Annotated in this window: 21 protein-coding genes; 6 read left to right on the plus strand and 15 right to left on the minus strand. The window is 65.8% G+C overall.

The features are described from left to right. Positions 1–44 precede the first annotated feature (44 nt). The 8 genes from GTP77_RS04455 to leuS form a co-directional block, all read right to left on the minus strand. On the minus strand, positions 45–1,316 hold the full coding sequence (locus tag GTP77_RS04455) for a multidrug effflux MFS transporter (RefSeq protein ID WP_161070967.1): 1,272 nt from the start codon (positions 1,314–1,316) through the stop codon (positions 45–47). Between the two features lie 147 nt (positions 1,317–1,463). Continuing rightward, positions 1,464–2,666 (minus strand): THUMP domain-containing class I SAM-dependent RNA methyltransferase, encoded by a 1,203-nt coding sequence (locus GTP77_RS04460; RefSeq protein WP_371869324.1) that lies wholly within the window; start codon positions 2,664–2,666, stop codon positions 1,464–1,466. Between the two features lie 54 nt (positions 2,667–2,720). Next, positions 2,721–3,323 carry a 2-hydroxychromene-2-carboxylate isomerase gene (locus tag GTP77_RS04465; protein WP_161070968.1) on the minus strand — a complete coding sequence of 201 codons (603 nt, stop codon included), beginning with the start codon at positions 3,321–3,323 and terminating at the stop codon, positions 2,721–2,723. Between the two features lie 15 nt (positions 3,324–3,338). Continuing rightward, on the minus strand, positions 3,339–3,767 hold the full coding sequence (locus tag GTP77_RS04470; protein ID WP_161070969.1) for a CopD family protein: 429 nt from the start codon (positions 3,765–3,767) through the stop codon (positions 3,339–3,341). 22 nt (positions 3,768–3,789) lie between these two features. Beyond that, entirely contained in the window at positions 3,790–5,055 is a 1,266-nt protein-coding gene (locus GTP77_RS04475) for a glutamate-5-semialdehyde dehydrogenase (protein ID WP_161071115.1), read from the minus strand. Positions 5,056–5,157: 102 nt separating this feature from the next. Beyond that, positions 5,158–6,174 carry a DNA polymerase III subunit delta gene (holA, locus tag GTP77_RS04480; protein WP_161070970.1) on the minus strand — a complete coding sequence of 339 codons (1,017 nt, stop codon included), beginning with the start codon at positions 6,172–6,174 and terminating at the stop codon, positions 5,158–5,160. A gap of 18 nt (positions 6,175–6,192) precedes the next feature. Beyond that, entirely contained in the window at positions 6,193–6,777 is a 585-nt protein-coding gene (locus tag GTP77_RS04485) for an LPS-assembly lipoprotein LptE (RefSeq protein ID WP_161070971.1), read from the minus strand. Between the two features lie 2 nt (positions 6,778–6,779). Continuing rightward, positions 6,780–9,428, minus strand: coding sequence for a leucine--tRNA ligase (leuS, locus tag GTP77_RS04490; protein WP_161070972.1), 2,649 nt, complete (start codon positions 9,426–9,428; stop codon positions 6,780–6,782). 55 nt (positions 9,429–9,483) lie between these two features. On the opposite strand from leuS, the gene GTP77_RS04495 reads away from it, so the two are divergent. From GTP77_RS04495 to map, 4 genes are all read left to right on the plus strand, one after another. Further along, positions 9,484–10,254 (plus strand): AraC family transcriptional regulator, encoded by a 771-nt coding sequence (locus GTP77_RS04495; protein WP_161070973.1) that lies wholly within the window; start codon positions 9,484–9,486, stop codon positions 10,252–10,254. 73 nt (positions 10,255–10,327) lie between these two features. Continuing rightward, on the plus strand, positions 10,328–10,693 hold the full coding sequence (locus GTP77_RS04500) for a VOC family protein (protein WP_161070974.1): 366 nt from the start codon (positions 10,328–10,330) through the stop codon (positions 10,691–10,693). Positions 10,694–10,757: 64 nt separating this feature from the next. Beyond that, the gene (locus GTP77_RS04505) at positions 10,758–11,000 is read left to right on the plus strand and encodes a ParD-like family protein (protein WP_161070975.1); all 243 of its coding nucleotides are present in this window, start codon (positions 10,758–10,760) and stop codon (positions 10,998–11,000) included. Next, positions 10,993–11,778 (plus strand): type I methionyl aminopeptidase, encoded by a 786-nt coding sequence (map, locus tag GTP77_RS04510; RefSeq protein ID WP_161070976.1) that lies wholly within the window; start codon positions 10,993–10,995, stop codon positions 11,776–11,778. Before GTP77_RS04505 ends, map begins: the two co-directional genes overlap by 8 nt. 182 nt (positions 11,779–11,960) lie before the next feature. Here the strand turns inward: map and GTP77_RS04515 are convergent, their stop codons facing one another. The 5 genes from GTP77_RS04515 to GTP77_RS04535 are packed head-to-tail and all read right to left on the minus strand — an operon-like array spanning position 11,961 to position 14,847. Further along, positions 11,961–12,287 (minus strand): barstar family protein, encoded by a 327-nt coding sequence (locus GTP77_RS04515; RefSeq protein ID WP_161070977.1) that lies wholly within the window; start codon positions 12,285–12,287, stop codon positions 11,961–11,963. Further along, the gene (locus tag GTP77_RS04520) at positions 12,287–12,709 is read right to left on the minus strand and encodes an ExbD/TolR family protein (protein WP_161070978.1); all 423 of its coding nucleotides are present in this window, start codon (positions 12,707–12,709) and stop codon (positions 12,287–12,289) included. Before GTP77_RS04520 ends, GTP77_RS04515 begins: the two co-directional genes overlap by 1 nt. 18 nt (positions 12,710–12,727) lie before the next feature. Next, complete coding sequence (locus GTP77_RS04525) at positions 12,728–13,411, minus strand: MotA/TolQ/ExbB proton channel family protein (protein ID WP_161070979.1); 684 nt, start codon at positions 13,409–13,411, stop codon at positions 12,728–12,730. Positions 13,412–13,413: 2 nt separating this feature from the next. Next, the gene (gene dapB / locus GTP77_RS04530; protein WP_161070980.1) at positions 13,414–14,220 is read right to left on the minus strand and encodes a 4-hydroxy-tetrahydrodipicolinate reductase; all 807 of its coding nucleotides are present in this window, start codon (positions 14,218–14,220) and stop codon (positions 13,414–13,416) included. A gap of 21 nt (positions 14,221–14,241) precedes the next feature. Further along, complete coding sequence (locus GTP77_RS04535) at positions 14,242–14,847, minus strand: outer membrane protein assembly factor BamE (protein ID WP_228896803.1); 606 nt, start codon at positions 14,845–14,847, stop codon at positions 14,242–14,244. 121 nt (positions 14,848–14,968) lie between these two features. Here GTP77_RS04535 and fur point away from each other — a divergent pair, with 121 nt between their 5' ends. Continuing rightward, positions 14,969–15,397 (plus strand): ferric iron uptake transcriptional regulator, encoded by a 429-nt coding sequence (gene fur / locus GTP77_RS04540; protein ID WP_161070982.1) that lies wholly within the window; start codon positions 14,969–14,971, stop codon positions 15,395–15,397. 92 nt (positions 15,398–15,489) lie between these two features. On the opposite strand, the gene hrcA is transcribed toward fur, so the two are convergent. Beyond that, positions 15,490–16,506 carry a heat-inducible transcriptional repressor HrcA gene (gene hrcA, locus GTP77_RS04545; protein WP_161070983.1) on the minus strand — a complete coding sequence of 339 codons (1,017 nt, stop codon included), beginning with the start codon at positions 16,504–16,506 and terminating at the stop codon, positions 15,490–15,492. 37 nt (positions 16,507–16,543) lie between these two features. After that, entirely contained in the window at positions 16,544–17,254 is a 711-nt protein-coding gene (locus GTP77_RS04550) for an HAD family hydrolase (protein ID WP_161070984.1), read from the minus strand. A 73-nt stretch (positions 17,255–17,327) separates the two neighbouring features. Here GTP77_RS04550 and GTP77_RS04555 point away from each other — a divergent pair, with 73 nt between their 5' ends. Then, positions 17,328–18,785 carry a metallophosphoesterase family protein gene (locus GTP77_RS04555; protein WP_229202079.1) on the plus strand — a complete coding sequence of 486 codons (1,458 nt, stop codon included), beginning with the start codon at positions 17,328–17,330 and terminating at the stop codon, positions 18,783–18,785. Positions 18,786–18,797: the final 12 nt, after the last annotated feature.

Below are 18,797 nucleotides of genomic sequence, written 5' to 3' on the forward strand. Positions count from 1 at the left end.
CTCGCTAAACTTATCACACTTTCCAGCCGATAACTACCACCCGCTTATTGCGTCAGAAGCATGCTCCGGTAATGCCGCGCCGTCAACCAGAATGCAAGCGCCGTCACGGTAAAGGCCAGCTGCCCGTAGGCCAACCACAACACTGAGTCCGACAGCACCGGCGCGATGGCGCCGGCCACCACCGCGCCCAGCAGCGTGGTGGCGAAAGACTGGCAGGAAGCGACCGTGCCGCGGATGTGGGGAAACAGGTCCAGGCCCAGCAACGTGGCGGCCGGCGCCACCACCGACATGCCGAAGGTGTAGAAGAACAGCGGCGCCACGCTCCACGGCAGCGACGGCGGCAGAAACAAATGGTAAGCCACGTTGAAGGTGGCGGCCGTGATCAGGAAGCAGAAGCCGACGCCGATCTGGCGCGCGAAACTCATCTTGCCCGCGATGCGGTTGGCCGCCAGCGCGCCGAGGAAAATGCCGCTCACGGCCGGGATGAACAGCCAGCCGAACTGGTCCGGCCCGAGGCCGAGGTGGCGCGGCAGCATCACCGGCGCCGCCGTGATGTAGACGAACAGGCCGGCGAAATTGAAGGCCACCACGCCGGACTTCAGGTGGAACAGCGGCGAGGACAGGATGGTGCGATAGCTGTGCACCAGGTAGCGCGGGTTGAAAGGCTGGCGCCGGGACGGCGGCAGCGTTTCCGGCAGGCGGCGCCAGCACACCACGAACAGGCCCACCGTGTAGACGAACAGGAACAGGAAGATGGCGCGCCACTCCAGGTACTTCACGATGACGCCGCCCAGCACCGGCGCCACGGCGGGCGCGATGGAGAAGATCATGGTGACCATGGACAGCAGGCGCGCGGCGTGCGCGTCCGCATACAGGTCGCGGATGATGGCGCGGCCCACCACCACGCCGGCGCCGGCCGACACGCCTTGCAGCACGCGGAAGAACCACAGGTAATGCACCGAATGCGCGGCGGCGCAGCCCATGGTGCCGATGGCGAACAGCACCAGCGACACCAGCACCACGTTGCGCCGTCCGAAAGCGTCGGCCAGCGCGCCGTGCCACAGCACCATGCCGGCGAAGGCCAGCATGTAGGCCGTCAGCGTCTGCTGCACTTCCAGCGGCGTGGCGTGCAGCGAGGCCTGGATGTTGGGGAAGGCCGGCAGATAGGCGTCGATGGAGAACGGCCCCAGCATGGACAGCGAGGCCAGCACGATGGCCAGCGCGAAGGCGCTCAGCGGTTTGGCGTGGCTGGGTTCAGGCGGGGGGATCTCGGCGACCGGATCGGGCGGGAGGTTGGCGGGCGGAGTGGGGAACATTGACGGTCTCGCGGCGGAGGTTGGCGGGTTAGCGGGGCTGCGCCCCGCTAACCCGCCCTACGCGGATTCACGGATTTCGCTAATTGCGTAGGGCGGGTTAGGCGGCACGCCGTAACCCGCCAGGACGGGCCGGCGGCCGCCTTTGCATCAGCCTTTCGGCTTGGCTTCTTCGCGGCGGTTGTAGCCCGCCACCATATCGAAGCGGAACAAACGGCATTCCAGCGCGCCGTTGAAGAACGGCGTCTTGCGCGCTTCCTTCAGGCGCAGCAGCTTGGGCAGGCCCAGGTCCGCCGTGAACAGGAAGGCGGTCCAGCCGGCGAAGCGCTGCTTGAGCGTGGTGCCGAAGGCCGAGTAGAACGAAGTCGCCAGTTCATCTTCCGGCAGCGTGCTGTCGCCGCGCACGCCGATACGCTCGCCATACGGCGGATTGGTCAGCAGGATGCCCGGCTGCTCGGTCGGCGCCTTCACTTCCTGCGCCTCGATCTGCTTGAGCGGAATGTCGAACATGATGCCGGCGCACTTCAGGTTGTGGCGCGTCATGGCCACCATGTCGCCCGAGATGTCGGAACCGAAAATGGTCGGCTCGGACGGCAGCGGATTCGGCTTGATGGCGTTTTTCATGTCCATCCATGCGCCCTGCTCGAAGTCGTGGAACTTCTCGAAGGCGAAACGGCGGCGCGCGCCGGGCGGAATGCCCTGCACCATCTGCGCCGCTTCGCACAGGATGGTGCCGGAACCGCACATGGGGTCGAACAGCGGCGTGCCCGGCTTCCAGCCCGACACGCGCAGCAGGCCGGCGGCCAGGTTTTCGCGCAGCGGCGCGTCGCCCGTTTCATCGCGCCAGCCGCGCTTGAACAGCGCTTCGCCCGAGGTGTCCAGGTAGACGATGTACTGGTGCGCGTCCAGGAAGCCGACAATGCGCATGTCCGGCTCGCGGGTGTTCACCGACGGGCGCGAACCGTACATGTCGCGGAAGCGGTCGCAGATCGCGTCCTTGATCTTCAGCGTGGTGAACTCCAGGCTTTTCAGCGGCGACTTCACCGCCGTCACATCCACGCGGATGGTGTGGTCCACGCCGAACCACTCTTCCCACGGCTGCTCCAGGGTCAAGTCGTAGATGTCGTTCTCGTTCTTGTAGCCGCCGGCGGCCATGCGCATCAGCACGCGCGAAGCAATGCGCGAGTGCAGGTTGACGCGGTAGGAATCCTCCAGCGAACCGGAGCAGTGCACGCCGCCCGGCACCTGGTTGTGCACCTTGAGCGTGCTGCCGGGCAGCTGCGTGATTTCAGTCAGTTCTTCGGCCAGCGCCGCTTCCATGCCGCGCGGGCATGGGCAAAAATAGGAAGCCATAGGGGTACCTTTTATCCGTTAAAAAAAACGCTGCGCCTGCGCGCAGCGCGTACATCACGAGGCCAGCGCCCGCTCGAGGAAATCGAGACGGTCCTGGCCCCAGAAACTTTCGCCATCGAGCACATACCACGGCGAGCCGAAAATATTGGCGGCCGTGGCGGCTTCGGTGTTCTTGTCGTATTCGGCCTGCACACTGGCCGTCTGCGACGATTTGGTCAGCGCGCGGCCGTCCAGGCCGCAGCTGTTTGCGATCTGCACCAGCGTCTCTTCGTCGCCGATGTTGCGCTCCTCCGCCCACAGGCCGCGCATGATGGCGCCGGACAGCTGCAGCGCCGTGTCCACGCCGTGCGTCAGGCGCGCGGCGATGATGAGCCGGGCCGCCGCATCCGGCGACACCGGGAAGAACTTCGGCTGCAAGGTCAGCGGCACGCCGAGGAATGCCGACCAGCGCGCCAGCTCCACCAGGCGGTAAGCCTGGCGCTGCGGCGCGCGCTTGGCCAGCGGCAGCCCGCCGGACACGCCAAACACCTTGCCCAGATCGAAGGGACGGATGTCGATCTGCGCGCCGTGCGCCTTGGCCAGCGCCACGAAACGCTCGTGGCCCAGGTAGCTCCACGGCGAATGCGGGGCAAAGTAGTATTGGCAGGTCTTGCTCATGCGCTGCTCGCTTTCTCAGAAAGGTTTCACAACTACGAGGATGATAATCGCCAGCAGCATCAGCACCGGCACTTCATTAAACCAGCGGTACCACGTATGGCTGCGCGTGTTCGCGCCGCGCTCGAACTTCTTCAGGATGGCGCCGCAAGCGTGCGAATAGCCTATCGCCAGGATGACCAGCGTGAGCTTGGCGTGCATCCAGCCCGGCATCTTGAAGCTGCCGCTGCCGCCATACTGCAGCCACAGCAGCCACGCGCCCAGCAGCACCGCCGGCACCGACAGCATCATCATGAAGCGGTACAGCTTGCGCGCCATCAGCAGCAGGCGCTCGCGGCTCACGCTCTCCTTCTCCAGCGCCAGGTTCACGAAAATGCGCGGCAGGTAGAACAACCCGGAGAACCAGGACACGACGAACAGGATGTGGAACGCTTTTACCCAGAGCATGGAGATCCTTGTTATTTACTTCTTATTTACGCACTTCGCCGTGGCCGAAGACCACGTACTTCATCGACGTCAGGCCTTCCAGGCCCACCGGTCCGCGCGCGTGCAGCTTGTCGTTCGAGATGCCGATTTCGGCGCCCAGGCCGTATTCAAAGCCGTCCGCGAAACGGGTGGACGCGTTCACCATCACGGAAGCGGAATCGACTTCGCGCAGGAAGCGCATGGCGTCGCTGTAGTCTTCGGTGATGATGGACTCGGTGTGCTTGGACGACCAGGTGCTGATGTGGTCCATCGCCTCATCGATGCCTTCCACCACGCGCACCGCCAGGATAGGCGCCAGGTATTCGGTCGCCCAGTCTTCCTCGGTGGCGCGCACCAGCTGCGGGTAGCCTTCCAGGATCTTGTAGGATTCCGGATCGCAGCGCAGCTCCACCTTCTCGGCCGCGTACAGCTTGGCCAGTTCCGGCAGCACCCGCGGCGCAATGGCGCGCGCCACCAGCAGCGTTTCCATGGTGTTGCACGGGCTGTAGCGCTGGCACTTGGCGTTGAAGGCCACGTCCAGCGCCTTCTTCATGTCGGCCATGGCGTCGATGTAGACGTGGCAGATGCCGTCCAGGTGCTTGATCATCGGCACCGTGGCTTCCTTCATCAGGCGCGAGATCAGGCCCTTGCCGCCGCGCGGCACGATGACGTCCACGTACTGCGGCATGGTGATCAGGGCGCCGACGGCGGCGCGGTCGGTGGTGTCCACCACCTGCACGCCGTCCGCAGGCAGGCCGGCGCCTTGCAGGCCTTCCATCACCAGCTTGGCCAGCGCGCGGTTGCAGTGGATGGCTTCGGAGCCGCCGCGCAAAATGGTGGCGTTGCCGCTCTTGATGCACAGGCCGGCCGCGTCCACCGTGACGTTGGGGCGGGCTTCGTAGATGATGCCGATGACGCCCAGCGGCACGCGCATCTGGCCCACCTGGATGCCGCTCGGACGGAATTTCAGGCCGCTGATTTCGCCGATGGGGTCCGGCAGCGCCACGATCTGGCGCAGGCCTTCGACCATGGTGGCGATGGCTTTGTCGGACAGCGTGAGGCGGTCCAGCAGGGCCGGCGCCAGGCCGGCGGCGGCGGCCGCGTCCAGGTCCAGCTGGTTGGCGGCGCGCAGGGCGGCCGCGTCGCGTTCGATCGCGTCGGCGATCAGCAGCAGCGCGCGGTTGCGCTGCGCGCTGTCGGCGCGGGCCATGGCGCGCGATGCAAGGCGCGCCTGCCGGCCCACTTGTTCCATGTACTGCGTGATGTCCATTTCAGTCCCGTTCAGTTCCGGCGGGTTACGGCGCTGCGCGCCTGACCCGCCCTGCGTGTTAGCGTGCTCCATGCCGGATCGTAGCCAACCCGGCCGCCACAACTAGCCGCGCGCCACCTTCAGCGCCAGCTGCAGCATTGCGTCCCATGCGTCGCCCGCGTATGCCTTGGCGCGCAGGCCCTTGATCATCTTATCGATTTGCGCCGCTTCCTGCAGCGCAGCTTCCAGCAGCGGCAGCGACACGCGCCGCAGCGCCGGTTCCATCATGCGTTCCTTCGGCCCCCAGATGCGGTACTCCTTGAGCAGCGCGCCCAGCGGCCGTCCCTGCGCCATCCCGGCCTTGAGCTTGAGCAGCGTGCGGATTTCTTCCGACACCGCCCACAGCACCAGCGGCAGCGCTTCGCCTTCGCCCTTCAAGCCTTCGAGCATCCGCACCAGCCGCGCGGGATCGCCGGACAGCATCGCTTCACTCAATTTGAACACGTCATAGCGCGCCACGTTCAGCACCGCGTCATGCACTTGTTCGTATGCCAGCTTGCCCGCTTCGTGCAGCAGGCCCAGTTTCTGTATCTCCTGATGCGCCGCCAGCAGATTGCCTTCAACGCGGTCGGCGATGAAGTCTATGCTCTGGCGGTCCGCGCTCTGGCCTTGCGCGGCCAGGCGCGATCCTATCCAGCCCGGCAGCTGCGCGCGCTCGACATTCGGAATGTCGATGTACACGGCGGCCTGCTGCAGGCTGGCCACCCAGGCCGCCTTCTGCGTCTGCCAGTCCAGCTTGGGCAGGGTGATCAGCGTCAGGTTGTCCGGGCTTAAATCCTTCACGTAATTCTGCAGCGCCGCGCCGCCGTCCTTGCCCGGCTTGCCGGTCGGGATGCGCAGCTCGATCAGCTTCTTGTCGCCGAACAGGGACAAGGCCTGGTTCGCCGCCAGCAGCTCGCCCCACTTGAAGCTGCGCTCCACGGTGAGCACGTCGCGCTCGGAATAGCCCTGCGCGCGCGCGCTGCGGCGGATTTTGTCCGCCGCTTCCAGCGCCAGCAGGTGCTCGTCGCTGGTGATGACGTAGAGCTGCGCCAGCGGCTTGCTCAAATGCCCGTCCAGCGCTTCCAGCCTCAGTTGCATACGTTGTTACTCATCCGTTTATTCCTTGGGCGCCGCCACCGGCACCGCAGGCGCCAGCGACAATGCCGCCACCGGCTTGATGGCCGCCATGCGGCGCATCATCTGCTGCACCAGGTCGGTCTGCATGTCCTTGTACAGCAGCGCCTCTTCCTGCTCCTTCGCCAGCAGCTGGGTTTCGTCGAAGGTGATGGGACGATTCAAGCTGATGCTGGTCGGCGCAAGCAGCTCGTTGCCGAGCTTGTCCCGCACGCGGAACACGATGGTGTAGGCCAGCAGGTACTCGCGCACGCGGCCATTTTTGTTCAGGGACAGAATGGTCTTGGTGCGGGTTTTTTCCGGGTCGGTCAGCACCTCGATCACGCCGTCGGCCTGGGCCGGGTCGGACACCACCACCGTATTGCCGTTGACGCGGATATTGCGCTTGAGGTCAATCGCCAGCGGCGACGACTCCGGCAGGCCCACATACATGGCCGGGAAAGGCAGCGTGTAGTGCCCGCCCGAGCCGCGCAGATGGAAGCCGCAAGCCGACAGCGAACCGGCCAGCGCCGCCGCCACCAGCAGCGCGCCGGCGCCGCGTTTCAGAACATGGGTGGTGGTCTTCATGCTTACACCACGATGTTGACGAGTTTGCCCGGCACCACGATGACCTTCTTCGGCGTGCCTTCGATGAACTTCTGCACGCTTTCCTCGGCCAGCGCGGCGGCTTCAATGGCGGCCTTGTCGGCGCCCTTGGCCACTTTCACCGAACCGCGCAGCTTGCCGTTCACCTGTATCATCATCTCGATCTCGGACTGCTCCAGCGCGGCGGCGTCCACTTGCGGCCACGGCGCGTTCAGCAGGTCGCCCATCGCCTTGCCGTAGCCCAGCTCTTCCCACAGCACGTGGGTGATGTGCGGCGCCACTGGGTTCAGCAGGCGCAGGAAGATGGCGTAGCCTTCGGAGACGACGGCGTTCGATTCCGCGCTGTCGTCCAGCTTGGCCGACTCCATGGTGTTGAGCATCTTCATGCAGGCCGACACCACGGTGTTGTACTGGATGCGCTTCAGGTCATAGTCGGCCTGCTGCAGGATCTTGTGCAGTTCGCGGCGCAGGGTTTTCTGCGCGTCGCCCGCCACGGCCGCCGACACGGCGCCGGTGGAGCCCGCCGCTTCGATGCGGGCCTTCTGCGCGTAGCCGTACGCCCACACGCGGCGCAGGAAGCGGTTCGCGCCTTCCACGCCGGAGCCGGACCATTCCAGCGTCTGCTCGGGCGGCGAGGCGAACATCGTGAACAAACGGGCCGTGTCGGCGCCGTACTGCTCGATCTGCGCGGCCGGGTCGATGCCGTTGTTCTTCGACTTGGACATCTTTTCCGTGCCGCCGATGTTCACCGGCTGGCCGTCGTCCTTCAGCAGCGCGCTTTGCGGGCGGCCCTTGTCGTCGGTGGTCAGATTGATGTCGGCCGGGTTGTACCAGGTCTTCTTGCCTGCCGCGTCTTCGCGGTAGTAGGTCTCGTTCAGCACCATGCCCTGGGTCAGCAGGTTGACGAAAGGCTCGTCAAACTTCACCAGGCCGAAATCGCGCATGATCTTGGTCCAGAAGCGTGCGTACAGCAAGTGCATCACGGCGTGCTCGATGCCGCCGATGTACTGGTCCATCGGCATCCAGTAGTCGTTGCGCTCGTCAACCATGGCGTTCGCGCCCGGCGAGGTATAGCGCATGTAGTACCACGACGAATCGACGAAGGTGTCCATGGTGTCGGTTTCGCGGCGCGCAGGCTTGCCGCACTGCGGGCAGTCGCACTTCAGGAAGGCTTCGTATTTGTTCAGCGGGTTGCCGGTGCCGTCCGGCACGCAGTCTTCCGGCAGCACGACAGGCAGGTCTTTTTCCGGCACAGGCACCGAACCGCAGTCGGCGCAGTGGATCATCGGGATCGGCGTGCCCCAGTAGCGCTGGCGCGAAATGCCCCAGTCGCGCAGGCGGAAGGTGATCTTCTTCTCGCCCAGGCCCTTGGCTTCCATGTCGGCGGCAACCGCATCGACAGCGGCGGCGTAGTTCAGGCCGTCGTACTTGCCCGAGTTGGTGACGATGGACACTTCCTTGTCGCCATACCATTCCTGCCACTCGGTGCTGGAGAACGCCGGGTTGGCGGCGGTGGTGATGACCTGCTTGATCGGCAGATTGTATTTGTTGGCGAAGGCGAAATCGCGCTCGTCGTGCGCAGGAACGCCCATCACGGCGCCGTCGCCGTAGGTGATCAGCACGTAGTTGCCGACCCAGACTTCGACCTGCTCGCCGGTCAGCGGATGGGTGACGAACAGGCCGGTCGGCATGCCCTTCTTCTCCATCGTGGCCATGTCGGCTTCGATCACGGAGCCCATCTTGCACTCGGCGATGAAGGCCTGCAGCTCAGGATTGTTCTGCGCGGCGTGCGTGGCCAGCGGGTGCTCGGCGGCGACGGCGCAGAAGGTCACGCCCATGATAGTGTCGGGACGGGTGGTGAAGACGAACATCTTGCCGTCCTGGATCAAGTTGCCGTCGGCGTCCTTGATCTCGTGCGGGAAGGCGAAGCGCACGCCGGTCGATTTGCCGATCCAGTTGGTCTGCATGGTGCGCACGCGCTCGGGCCAGCCCGGCAGCTTGGTGTCCACGTATTCCAGCAGCTCGTCGGCGTAGTCGGTGATGCGGGCGTAGTACATCGGGATTTCGCGCTTTTCAATCAGCGCGCCGGAACGCCAGCCGCGGCCGTCCACCACCTGCTCGTTGGCCAGCACGGTCTGGTCGATCGGGTCCCAGTTCACGGTGCCGGTCTTTTTGTAGATGATGCCTTTTTCCAGCATCTTCAGGAACATCCACTGGTTCCACTTGTAGTACTCGGGCTTGCACGCGGTCATTTCGCGCGACCAGTCAATGGCCAGGCCCATGGATTCCATCTGCTCGCGCATATGGGCGATATTGGAATACGTCCACTGCGCCGGCGGCACGTTGTTGGCCATGGCCGCGTTTTCCGCAGGCATGCCGAACGCGTCCCAGCCCATGGGCATGAGCACGTTGTAGCCGTTCATGCGCAGGTAGCGGTACATCACGTCGTTGATTGTATAGTTGCGCACGTGGCCCATGTGCAGCTTGCCCGAAGGGTAAGGCAGCATCGAGCAAGCGTAGTACTTGCCTTTAGGGAAACGTGGGTCGTTTTCTACCGCTTTGTAGGCATCAATCGCCTTCCAGTGGGATTGGGCGGCTTTTTCAACGTCGGCGGGACTATATTTATCTTGCATGATGTGTGCGGCCAGTATGAAATATTGGTGGATATGAACCGGTCATTATAACAGCATGCACTATAAGGAATTTCCGCCCCACCCAGCCTTGCGCCCGTATGTCGCGTGCCTGTGGGCAAGCGCGTCCGGCGGGGTGGCGCGGGACGGCCGCCCGGTCTCGCACCGCGTCCTGCCGGACAACTGCATCGACATCCTGTGGCAGGACACCGGCGCGCCGGCCTTTGCCGTCGGCATGATGACGCGCGCCATCCACGTGGCGTCCGGGCAGACCGTGCGCACGGTGGCGGTGCGCTTCAGGCCCGGCGCGGCCGGCCTGTTCCTGCAGCCCGCCCTGCCCCTGCACCAGTTGGCCGACCGGCGCACCGAACTGGACCTGTTGTGGGGCCGCAGCGACGCCGACCGCCTGGCCGACGGCCTGTGGGGCGGCGCGCTGGACGAAGGGCGGCGCATAGCCCTGATAGAACGCCATCTGATGGCGCGCCTGGCCGGGCTAGGCGGCGCGGCGGCCTCTCCGGCCGGCGCCCTGGTGGCCGCGGCGCTGCACGCCATCGACGGCAGCGGCGGCGCCCTGCGCATCGAGGCCCTGGCCGATGGCCTGGGCGTGTCGCGCCAGCACCTGGCGGCGCAGTTCCGCGCCAGGGTGGGCCTGACGCCGAAAATGTACGCCCGCATCAGCCGCTTCCGCCGCGCCACCGGCGCGCTGGCGCAGGCCGCAGCGCCCGACTGGGCCGGGCTGGCCCTGGACTGCGGCTATTTCGACCAGTCCCATCTGATCCACGACTTCCAGGAGTTTTCCGGCGGCGCGCCGGAAAGCTTCCTGCGCTGATTCCATTTTTCCAATCGCGGCCGCTGCGGGCATGGCAAGATGCAGCCATCGCCAACATTTCAAGGAGAACAAGATGATCAAAGGACTGCGCACCGCCATCTATCCGGTGCCGGACATGGAGCGGGGCAAGGCCTGGTACAGCAGCGTGTTCGGCGCGGCGCCGTATTTCGACCAGCCCTTCTACGCGGGCTACGCCGTCGGCGGCTTCGAACTGGGCCTGGTGCCGGACGGCGTGCCCGGCACGGCGGGCAGCCGCGTGTACTGGGGCGTGGACAATATCGAGGCCGACGTGGCGCGCATCCTGGCGCTGGGCGCCACCGAGCACTCGGCCATCCAGGACGTGGGCGAAGGCATCAAGGTGGCCGAGCTGAACGATCCCTTCGGCAATGTGCTGGGCCTGATCTACAACCCCGTCTTCAAGCTCGAGGACGTGCGCTAGGCAGGAGGGCGCCATCCATGATAATATACGTTTCATATACAAACCATATATGAAAGTATGCCTCATGGGTATCGTAAAAATTTCAGACCAGATGCATGAAAACCTGCGTGTGGCGAGCGGCGCGCTGAGCCGCTCCATCAACGCGCAGGCCGAGCACTGGCTGCGCATCGGCATGCTGGCCGAAACCAATCCCGACCTGCGCTACAGCGACATCTGCCAGATGCTGCTGCGCGCCGCGCAGGACGGCCCCTCGCTGGCCGACGCGGTCGCCACCACGCCGATTGCGCAGCGGAGGCACCATGCGTAAGAAGCGCGACGAAATCCTCATCAAGAGCCCGGAGCAGATCGCCCAGGCGCGCGTGGCCGCCCAGCTGGCCGCCGACGTGCTGACCATGATAGGCCCGCACGTGAAAGCCGGCGTCACCACCGAGTACCTGGACAAGATCTGCAACGACTACATCGTCAAAGTGCAGCAGGTGATCCCGGCCAATGTGGGCTACGGCGGCTTCCCGGCCACCGTCTGCACCTCGGTCAACGAAGTCATCTGCCACGGCATCCCCTCGCCCAAGCGCGTGCTGCGCGACGGCGACATCATCAACATCGACGTGGCGGTGATCAAGGACGGCTGGCACGGCGACACCAGCCGCATGTACTACGTGGGCCAGCCCTCCAAGCAGGCCGAGCGCCTGGTGGACGTGACCTACCAGTCCATGTGGGCCGGCATACGCGCGGTGAAACCGGGCGCCACCCTGGGCGACGTGGGCCACGCCATCCAGACGGTGGCTGAAGCGGCCGGCTTCAGCGTGGTGCGCGATTATTGCGGACACGGCATCGGCCTGGTGTACCACGAATCGATGGAAGTGCGGCACTACGGCAAGCCCGGCACCGGCATGGTGCTGCAGCCCGGCATGCTGTTCACCATCGAGCCGATGATCAACGCGGGCAAGCCGCAGTCGCGCGAAATGCCGGACGGCTGGACCGTGGTAACGGCGGACCGTTCGCTGTCCGCGCAGTGGGAGCACATGGTGGCGGTCACCGAGACCGGTTATGACGTGCTGACGCTGGCGCCTGGAGAGCAGGGCTAGCGGCGGCGCCCGGCGGGTTACGCGCCTGCGGCGCTAACCCGCCCTACGGAACGCGCAGGGCGCATACCATGCGTAACCCGGCGGGTTGCGGAACTCGCAAGCCCGGCGGGTTGCGGACTCGCAGGCGCAAGCCATGCGTAGGGCGGGTTAGCACGCAGTGCGCAACCCGCCGAGCTCCGCCATCAGCGCAGCGTGAGCTTGAGGGCCGGCTTTTCGCCGTAGTCTTCGTAGCGCTCGTTGATGCCGCCCACGCAGAAGGTGATTTCTTCCAGCAGGTCGGGCACGGCCGCTTTCATGGCGGCGGAATCCTTGATGACGATGTCGAGCACTTCGTTCGGCTTGAGGTGGAACTTGGTCATGCCGTCTTCGTCGCGCACATAGCTCAGGCAGTCGATCCAGGCGTCGATGGTATTGCCGTAGGTATCGGGAAAGCCAAAGGCGGCCTTGCATTCGGCGTGGAAGCTGTCGAAATCCTTGATCGCTGCGCCGTTCAGTTCTGCGGTAGCCATTATTTGTTTTCCTTCGGGTCGGTAACGAAACCCATCTTGCTCAGGCCGCGCGTCTGCGCGGCCGCCATCACTTGCGCCACGATTTCGTAGCGGGTGTCCTTGTCTGCGCGCAGCTGCAGTTCAGGCTGCACCTCCAGCCGCGCCGCTTCGGCCAGGCGCTGCTCGAGCACGGCCTGCGTGACCGCTTCATTGTTCCAGTACATCTTGCCCGCGCCGTCGATGGCCACCGTCACCGTGGCGGCCGGCTGCTGCGGCTGCGCCGCCTGCGCCTTGGGCAAGTCCAGCTTGACCGCGCTGGTGAAGGCCGGCGCGCCGAGGATGAAGATCACCAGCAGCACCAGCATCACGTCCACCATGGGCGTGACGTTGATGTCGGACATCGCTTCTTTCTGGCGGTGGTGGTTGAATGCGCCGAAGGCCATGCGGATTCCTCGATCAGCTCAACCGCGGGCGCGCTCGGCGCTGGTCAGGTAGGCGTGCAGGTCGTGCGCGAACGCGTCCAGTTCGGACAGCGTCAGGCGGTTCACGCGGTTGAATCCATTGTAGGCCAGCACCGCCGGGATCGCCACCATGAGGCCGATGCCGGTCATGATCAGCGCCTCGCCCACGGGGCCGGCGATCTTGTCGATCTGCACCGTGCCGTGGCTGGAAACGGCCGACAGCGCGTGGTAGATGCCCCATACGGTGCCCAGCAGGCCGACGAAGGGCGCCGTGGAGCCGATGGAGGCCAGCAGCGTGAGGCCGCTTTCCAGCTTGATGGTGGAGCGGTGGATGGCGCCGCGCAGCACGCGCGTCACCTGCTCCGCATGGTCCATGCCGCCCGCCAGCGTGCGCTTGCTGACCATATCCACCTGCGCCGCGCCCTGCTGCGCCAGCGGCAGGTAGACGCGCTCCGGATCGGCCGCATCCAGCAGGGCCACGCCGTCGCCCATGGTGGGCGCGTTCCAGAACGCCTCCACCGCGTCCGCGCTGCGCCGCACCCGCCACGAGGCAAAGGCCTTGGACAGGATGAAGTACCAGCTCACCAGCGACATCGCCAGCAGCACATAAGCCACCGCGTGGCTCAGCGCGTCGCCCTGCGCCCAATAGCGCCCCAGGCTGAAGTGGTTCTCCAGGTCGTCCATCGTCAGTTCAGCGACAGCACGTCATTCATGTCGAACAAGCCCACGGACTTGTCGGCCAGGAAGCGCGCGGCGCGCACCGAACCGTTGGCGTAGGACACGCGGCTGCTGGACTTGTGGCTGATCTCGATGCGCTCGCCGTCCGCCGCGAACAGCACGGTATGGTCGCCGATGATGTCGCCGCCGCGGACGGTGGCAAAACCGATCGAGGACGGATCGCGCGGACCGGTCACGCCTTCACGGGCGTACACGGCGCAGTCCTTCAGGTCGCGGCCCAGGGCCTCGGCCACCACTTCGCCCATCTTCAGCGCTGTGCCGGACGGCGCGTCCACCTTGTGGCGGTGATGCGCTTCGATGATCTCGATGTCGTAGCCCATGTTCAGGTTCTTGGCGGCCAGCTGCAGCAGCTTGAGCGTGACGTTCACGCCCACGCTCATATTCGGCGCGAACACGATGGCGGTCTTCTTGGCCGCTTCGGCGATGGCGGCCTTGCCGGCCTCGTCGAAGCCGGTGGTGCCGATCACCATCTTGATGCCGTGCTCGGCGCAGTAGGCCAGGTGCTCCAGCGTGCCTTCGGGACGGGTGAAGTCAATCAGCACGTCCGCGCCGGCCAGGCCCTTGGCCAGGTCGGATACGATGGCCACGCCGGCCGGCTTGCCGGAGAAGGCGGCGGCGTCCTGGCCCAGGCTGGGCGAGTCCGCCCGGTCCAGCGCGCCGGACAGGCGCACTTCCGGCGTGCCCTGCACGGCTTCGATCAGCATGCGGCCCATGCGGCCGCTCGCGCCCACGATTGCAATGTTCAGTTCAGTCATCAATAGCCCTAACTTCTGTCCTTATTTCGATTCGATTTTCGGCGTTACCGGCACGGGTGCGCCGGCGCCGGAGTCGGTGCCGGCCGGCAGCGGCGCCGAGCTTGGCGACACGCCCTTGTTCTGGTCCTTCAACGCCTGCTTGGCGTTCTTGGCAGGGCCGGCGATCAGCGCGATGTATTCCTGTTCGGTGGGCAGGTTGCCGCCTTCGAAGCGGTCGACCTTGCCGTCCTTGAAATACACCACCACGGTGCTGTCTATGGTCTCGCCATTGCCGCGCGCCAGGCGGAAGGGGTAGTCCCAGCGGTCCGCGTGGAAGATGTCCTGCAGCAGCGGCGTGCCGAGGATGAAGCGCACCTGGTCGCGGGTCTGGCCCGGCTTGAGCTGCTGCAGCATTTCCTGGGAAATGAAGTTGCCCTGCTGAATGTCCGGACGGTAAGGCGAGAAGAACCACATGAACTTCTGCAGTTGCGAAATGCTGCGGACCTGGGCGCCTTTGCCGGCCACGACCGCGTTATCTTCGACTTTGAGGTCGGCCTTCTTCTCGCCCAGCGTGCTGAGCGAGGCGCAACCGGAAACGGACAGCGCGAGGCAAATCGCACCCGCCACGAGGGGCGTGCGGCGTTTCATACTGTGCAACAGGGACTGCGGTATAGCCTGGGTGATGCGCATAAATGACCTCAAATCGATTGAGCGGAAGTGCCAAAACACTATATGATAAAGCACATTGTCCCACACACGAGTAAGAAACATGAGCAACAACCCAACCGACCTGAAGGCAAGCGGCCTGAAAGCGACTTTACCGCGCCTGAAGATCCTCGACATTTTCCAGAATAGCCCGGTGCGCCACCTGACCGCGGAGGATGTTTACAAGATCCTGCTGGCCGATAATATGGATGTTGGCCTGGCAACGGTTTACCGTGTGCTGACCCAATTCGAGCAGGCCGGCCTGCTGAACCGCAACCATTTCGAGACCGGCAAGGCCATCTTCGAACTGAACGCCGGCTCGCACCACGACCACCTGGTGTGCCTGGACTGCGGCCGCGTGGAAGAATTTTTCGACGAGGAAATCGAGCACCGCCAGCAAAGCATCGCCGAAGCGCGCGGCTTCAAGATCGCCGAACACGCGCTGGCCATCTACGGCAACTGCGTCAAGACCGAGTGCCCGCACAAGCAATAAAATTTGGCGGGTTACGGCGTGCCGCCTAACCCGCCCTACGCAATCCCAAGCTGCCCGTAGGGCGGGTTAGCGCGCAGCGCGTAACCCGCCAATCAATGGTTGCTCAGCGCATTCGAGAGCAATTTGGCGGTAATATCCACGATCGGTATCACGCGTTCATACGCCATGCGCGTCGGCCCGATCACGCCCAGGGTGCCGACGATCTTGCCGTTGGCCTCGTAAGGCGCAGTCACCACGCTCATCTCATCCATCGGCACCAGGTTGGACTCGCCGCCGATGTAAATCTGCACGCCGGAAGCCTTGCTGGACACGTCCAGCAGCTGCATCAGCCCGGTTTTCTGCTCGAACATGTCGAACATCTGGCGCAGCGAACTCATGTTCGAGGACAGGTCGCTCACCGACAGCAGGTTGCGCTCGCCGGAAATGACCATGTCGTCGGTGCTGCCGGCCATGGCCTCGCTGCCGGCCTCCACCGCCGCCTGCATCAGGCGCCCCATATCGGTCTGCAGCTGGCGCAGCTCGCCCTGCATGCGGCCGCGCACGTCCTCCAGCGCCAGGCCGCTGTAGTGCTGGTTGATGTAGTTGGCCGACTGCACCAGCTGGGCCGGCGTGTAGTCCACGTCGGTGAGCAGCATGCGGTTCTGCACGTCGCCCGCCGGGCTGACGATGACCAGCAGGATGCGCTTTTCCGACAGGCGCAGGAATTCAATCTGCTGGAACACCGACTCGTGGCGCGGCGCCATCACCACCCCGGCAAACTGGGACAGCGATGACAGCATCTGCGCCGCGTTGGCGATCAGTTTTTGCGGCTGCTGGCTGGGCAGGCGCATGCGCGCTTCCACCGAGCTTTCGTCGATATGCTGCACGGTCAGCAGCGTGTCGACGAAGATGCGGTAGCCGCGCGGCGTGGGGATGCGCCCGGCCGAGGTATGCGGACTGGACACATAGCCCAGCTCCTCCAGGTCCGCCATGATGTTGCGGATGGTGGCCGGCGACAGGTCCAGCCCTGAAATTTTCGACAGCGCGCGCGAGCCTACCGGCTGGCCGTCGGCGATGTAACGCTCCACGAGCGCTTTGAGCAGGGTTTGGGCACGGATATCGAGTTGCATGATCTTATTATGCACGCAGACGCGCGCAGGCAGGGCATCAATATGCCAGCTGGTTTTCCAGCCAGTCCAGAAGTTCGTCAAATGTGGCGCAGATGGCGTCCGGCGCGATGCCGGCGGCCAGGTGGGCGTCGCTGCCGCTGCGGTTCATCCACACCGCGCGCAGGCCGGCGCGCTGCGCCCCTTCCACGTCCAGTTTCAAATCGTCGCCCACGTAAACCGCCTCGGCCGGGGCCACATTCAGCGCCGCGCAGGCGGCCAGGAAAATGTCCGGGGCCGGCTTGGCGCGGCCGAAATGCGCGGCCGCCAGCGACACCTTGAAATGGTGTGCCATGCCGACCACTTCAAGGTCCGCGTTGCCGTTGGTGATGGTGCCCAGCACCAGGCGCTGCTTCAGCTTGAGCAGGCCGGGCAGCACGTCGTCGTACAGCTTGACGGCGTTGCGCGCGGCCGAGAAGTGGCGCATGGCGCCGTCCAGGTGGCGCTCGTCCTCGCCCAGCTCGGCAAACGCGGCCTGCAGGCCGGCGCGGCGCAGGCTGGCCAGGTCCACGTGCAGCTCGGGGCGGGAGGCCAGCAGCGCCATGCGGCGCGCGCGCAGCTCCTCGATGGAGAATTGCTGCGCCACGCGCGGAGCGTGCTCGGCCAGCCAGGCGTGCAGCGTCACTTCGGCCTGGGCGATCACGGGCGCGATCGGCCACAAGGTATCGTCCAGATCGAACAGAATGGCTTTCAGGGGCGGGCGGGCTGTCATGCCGATATTGTCGCACGGCTGCGGCGGCTGGGGGAGCATGTTAAATTAATGGATTGTCCACACGGAGCGCCCCTTGTCCAAACTGTCCGCCCCCTTCTCATTGGCGCCCCTGGCCTTGCTGGCCGCCTGCGCCGGCCCCCTGGTCCAGCGCCCGGACAAGGCCCCGCAGGCCCTGCCGGACGGCTTTGCCGCCTATGTGCTGATGGGCGACGGCGGCGCCGTGGCGCGCGTGGTGCTGGACGCGCCCGCCTGCCCCGCTCTCGTGGTGGACGGCGCCAGCCGCCCCATGGCGCTGCGCGCCGCGCCCGCCACGCTGCCGCTGCGCGCCAACTCGGCCAAAGAGGACGCCCAGCCCTCGGCCTTCCCGCTGCGCGTGTGCGAGGCGGCGCTGCCGCCCGGCGCCGCCACCGCCAGCGTCACCAGCACGGGCGCACCCGCGCCGGCCTACTCCGTGTCCCTGCCGCTGCCGCGCGACCAGCCGCGCCGCATCGTCGTCATCGGCGACACCGGCTGCCGCCTGAAGAAAAGCGGCAATGAATACCAGGACTGCAACGACCCGCAAGCCTATCCCTTCGCCGCCGTGGCCGCCGCCGCCGCCGCGTGGAAGCCCGACCTGGTGGTGCACGTGGGCGACTACCACTACCGCGAATCGCCCTGCCCTGCCAGCCAGGCCGGCTGCGCCGGCAGCCCGCACGGCTACGGCTGGGACACCTGGCGCGAGGACTTCTTCCGCCCCGGCGCGGCGCTGCTGGCCGCCGCGCCCTGGGTGGTGGCGCGCGGCAACCACGAAAGCTGCGAGCGCGCCGGCCAGGGCTGGTGGCGTTTGCTGGACCCGCGTCCCCTGCAAAGCGGCCGCGACTGCGTCGACCCGGCGCGCGACAACGCCGGCGACGCGCCCGGCAACTACAGCGATCCCTACGCCGTGCCCCTGGGCGGCGGCGCACAGCTGCTGGTGGCCGACACCGCCGCCACCACCTGGAAGGGCCTGAAGCCGGGCGACGCCGGCTACGAACAGTACCGCGCCACCTACCGCCGCCTGGACGCGCTGTCGCGGCAGGCGCCGTGGAACCTGGCCGTGACCCACCACCCCATCCTGGGCGTGGGCGCCGAACTCAAGCCGGACGGCCAGCTCGACTGGCACCTGGGCGACGCCGGCCTGCAGCAAAGCTTCGGCTCGCTCAATCCCCTGCTGCTGCCCGAGCGCGTGCAGGTGCTGCTGTCGGGCCATGTGCACCTGTGGCAGCAGCTCAGCTTTTCCAGCCCGCATCCCAGCCAGTTCGTGGCCGGCTTCTCCGGCACGGCCGAGGACATGGCGCCGCTGCCGGCCCGGCTGCCGGCCGGCGTCAGCCCGGCGCCGGGCGCCGTGGCCGAGCAATTCAGCAGCTGGATAGGCGGCTTCGGCTTCATGGCCATGGAGCGCGGCGGCCCCGGCGAGTGGACCGTTACCGTGCACGACCGGCACGGCGCAATAAAAAACCGCTGCCAGATCAGCGGCAAGCGCTCCGTGTGCAGCGTGACGCAAGTACAATAGCCGGTTTCGCCA

Origin of the sequence: Pseudoduganella aquatica (assembly GCF_009857595.1) — a bacterium.
Classification (GTDB): domain Bacteria; phylum Pseudomonadota; class Gammaproteobacteria; order Burkholderiales; family Burkholderiaceae_D; genus Rugamonas; species Rugamonas aquatica_A.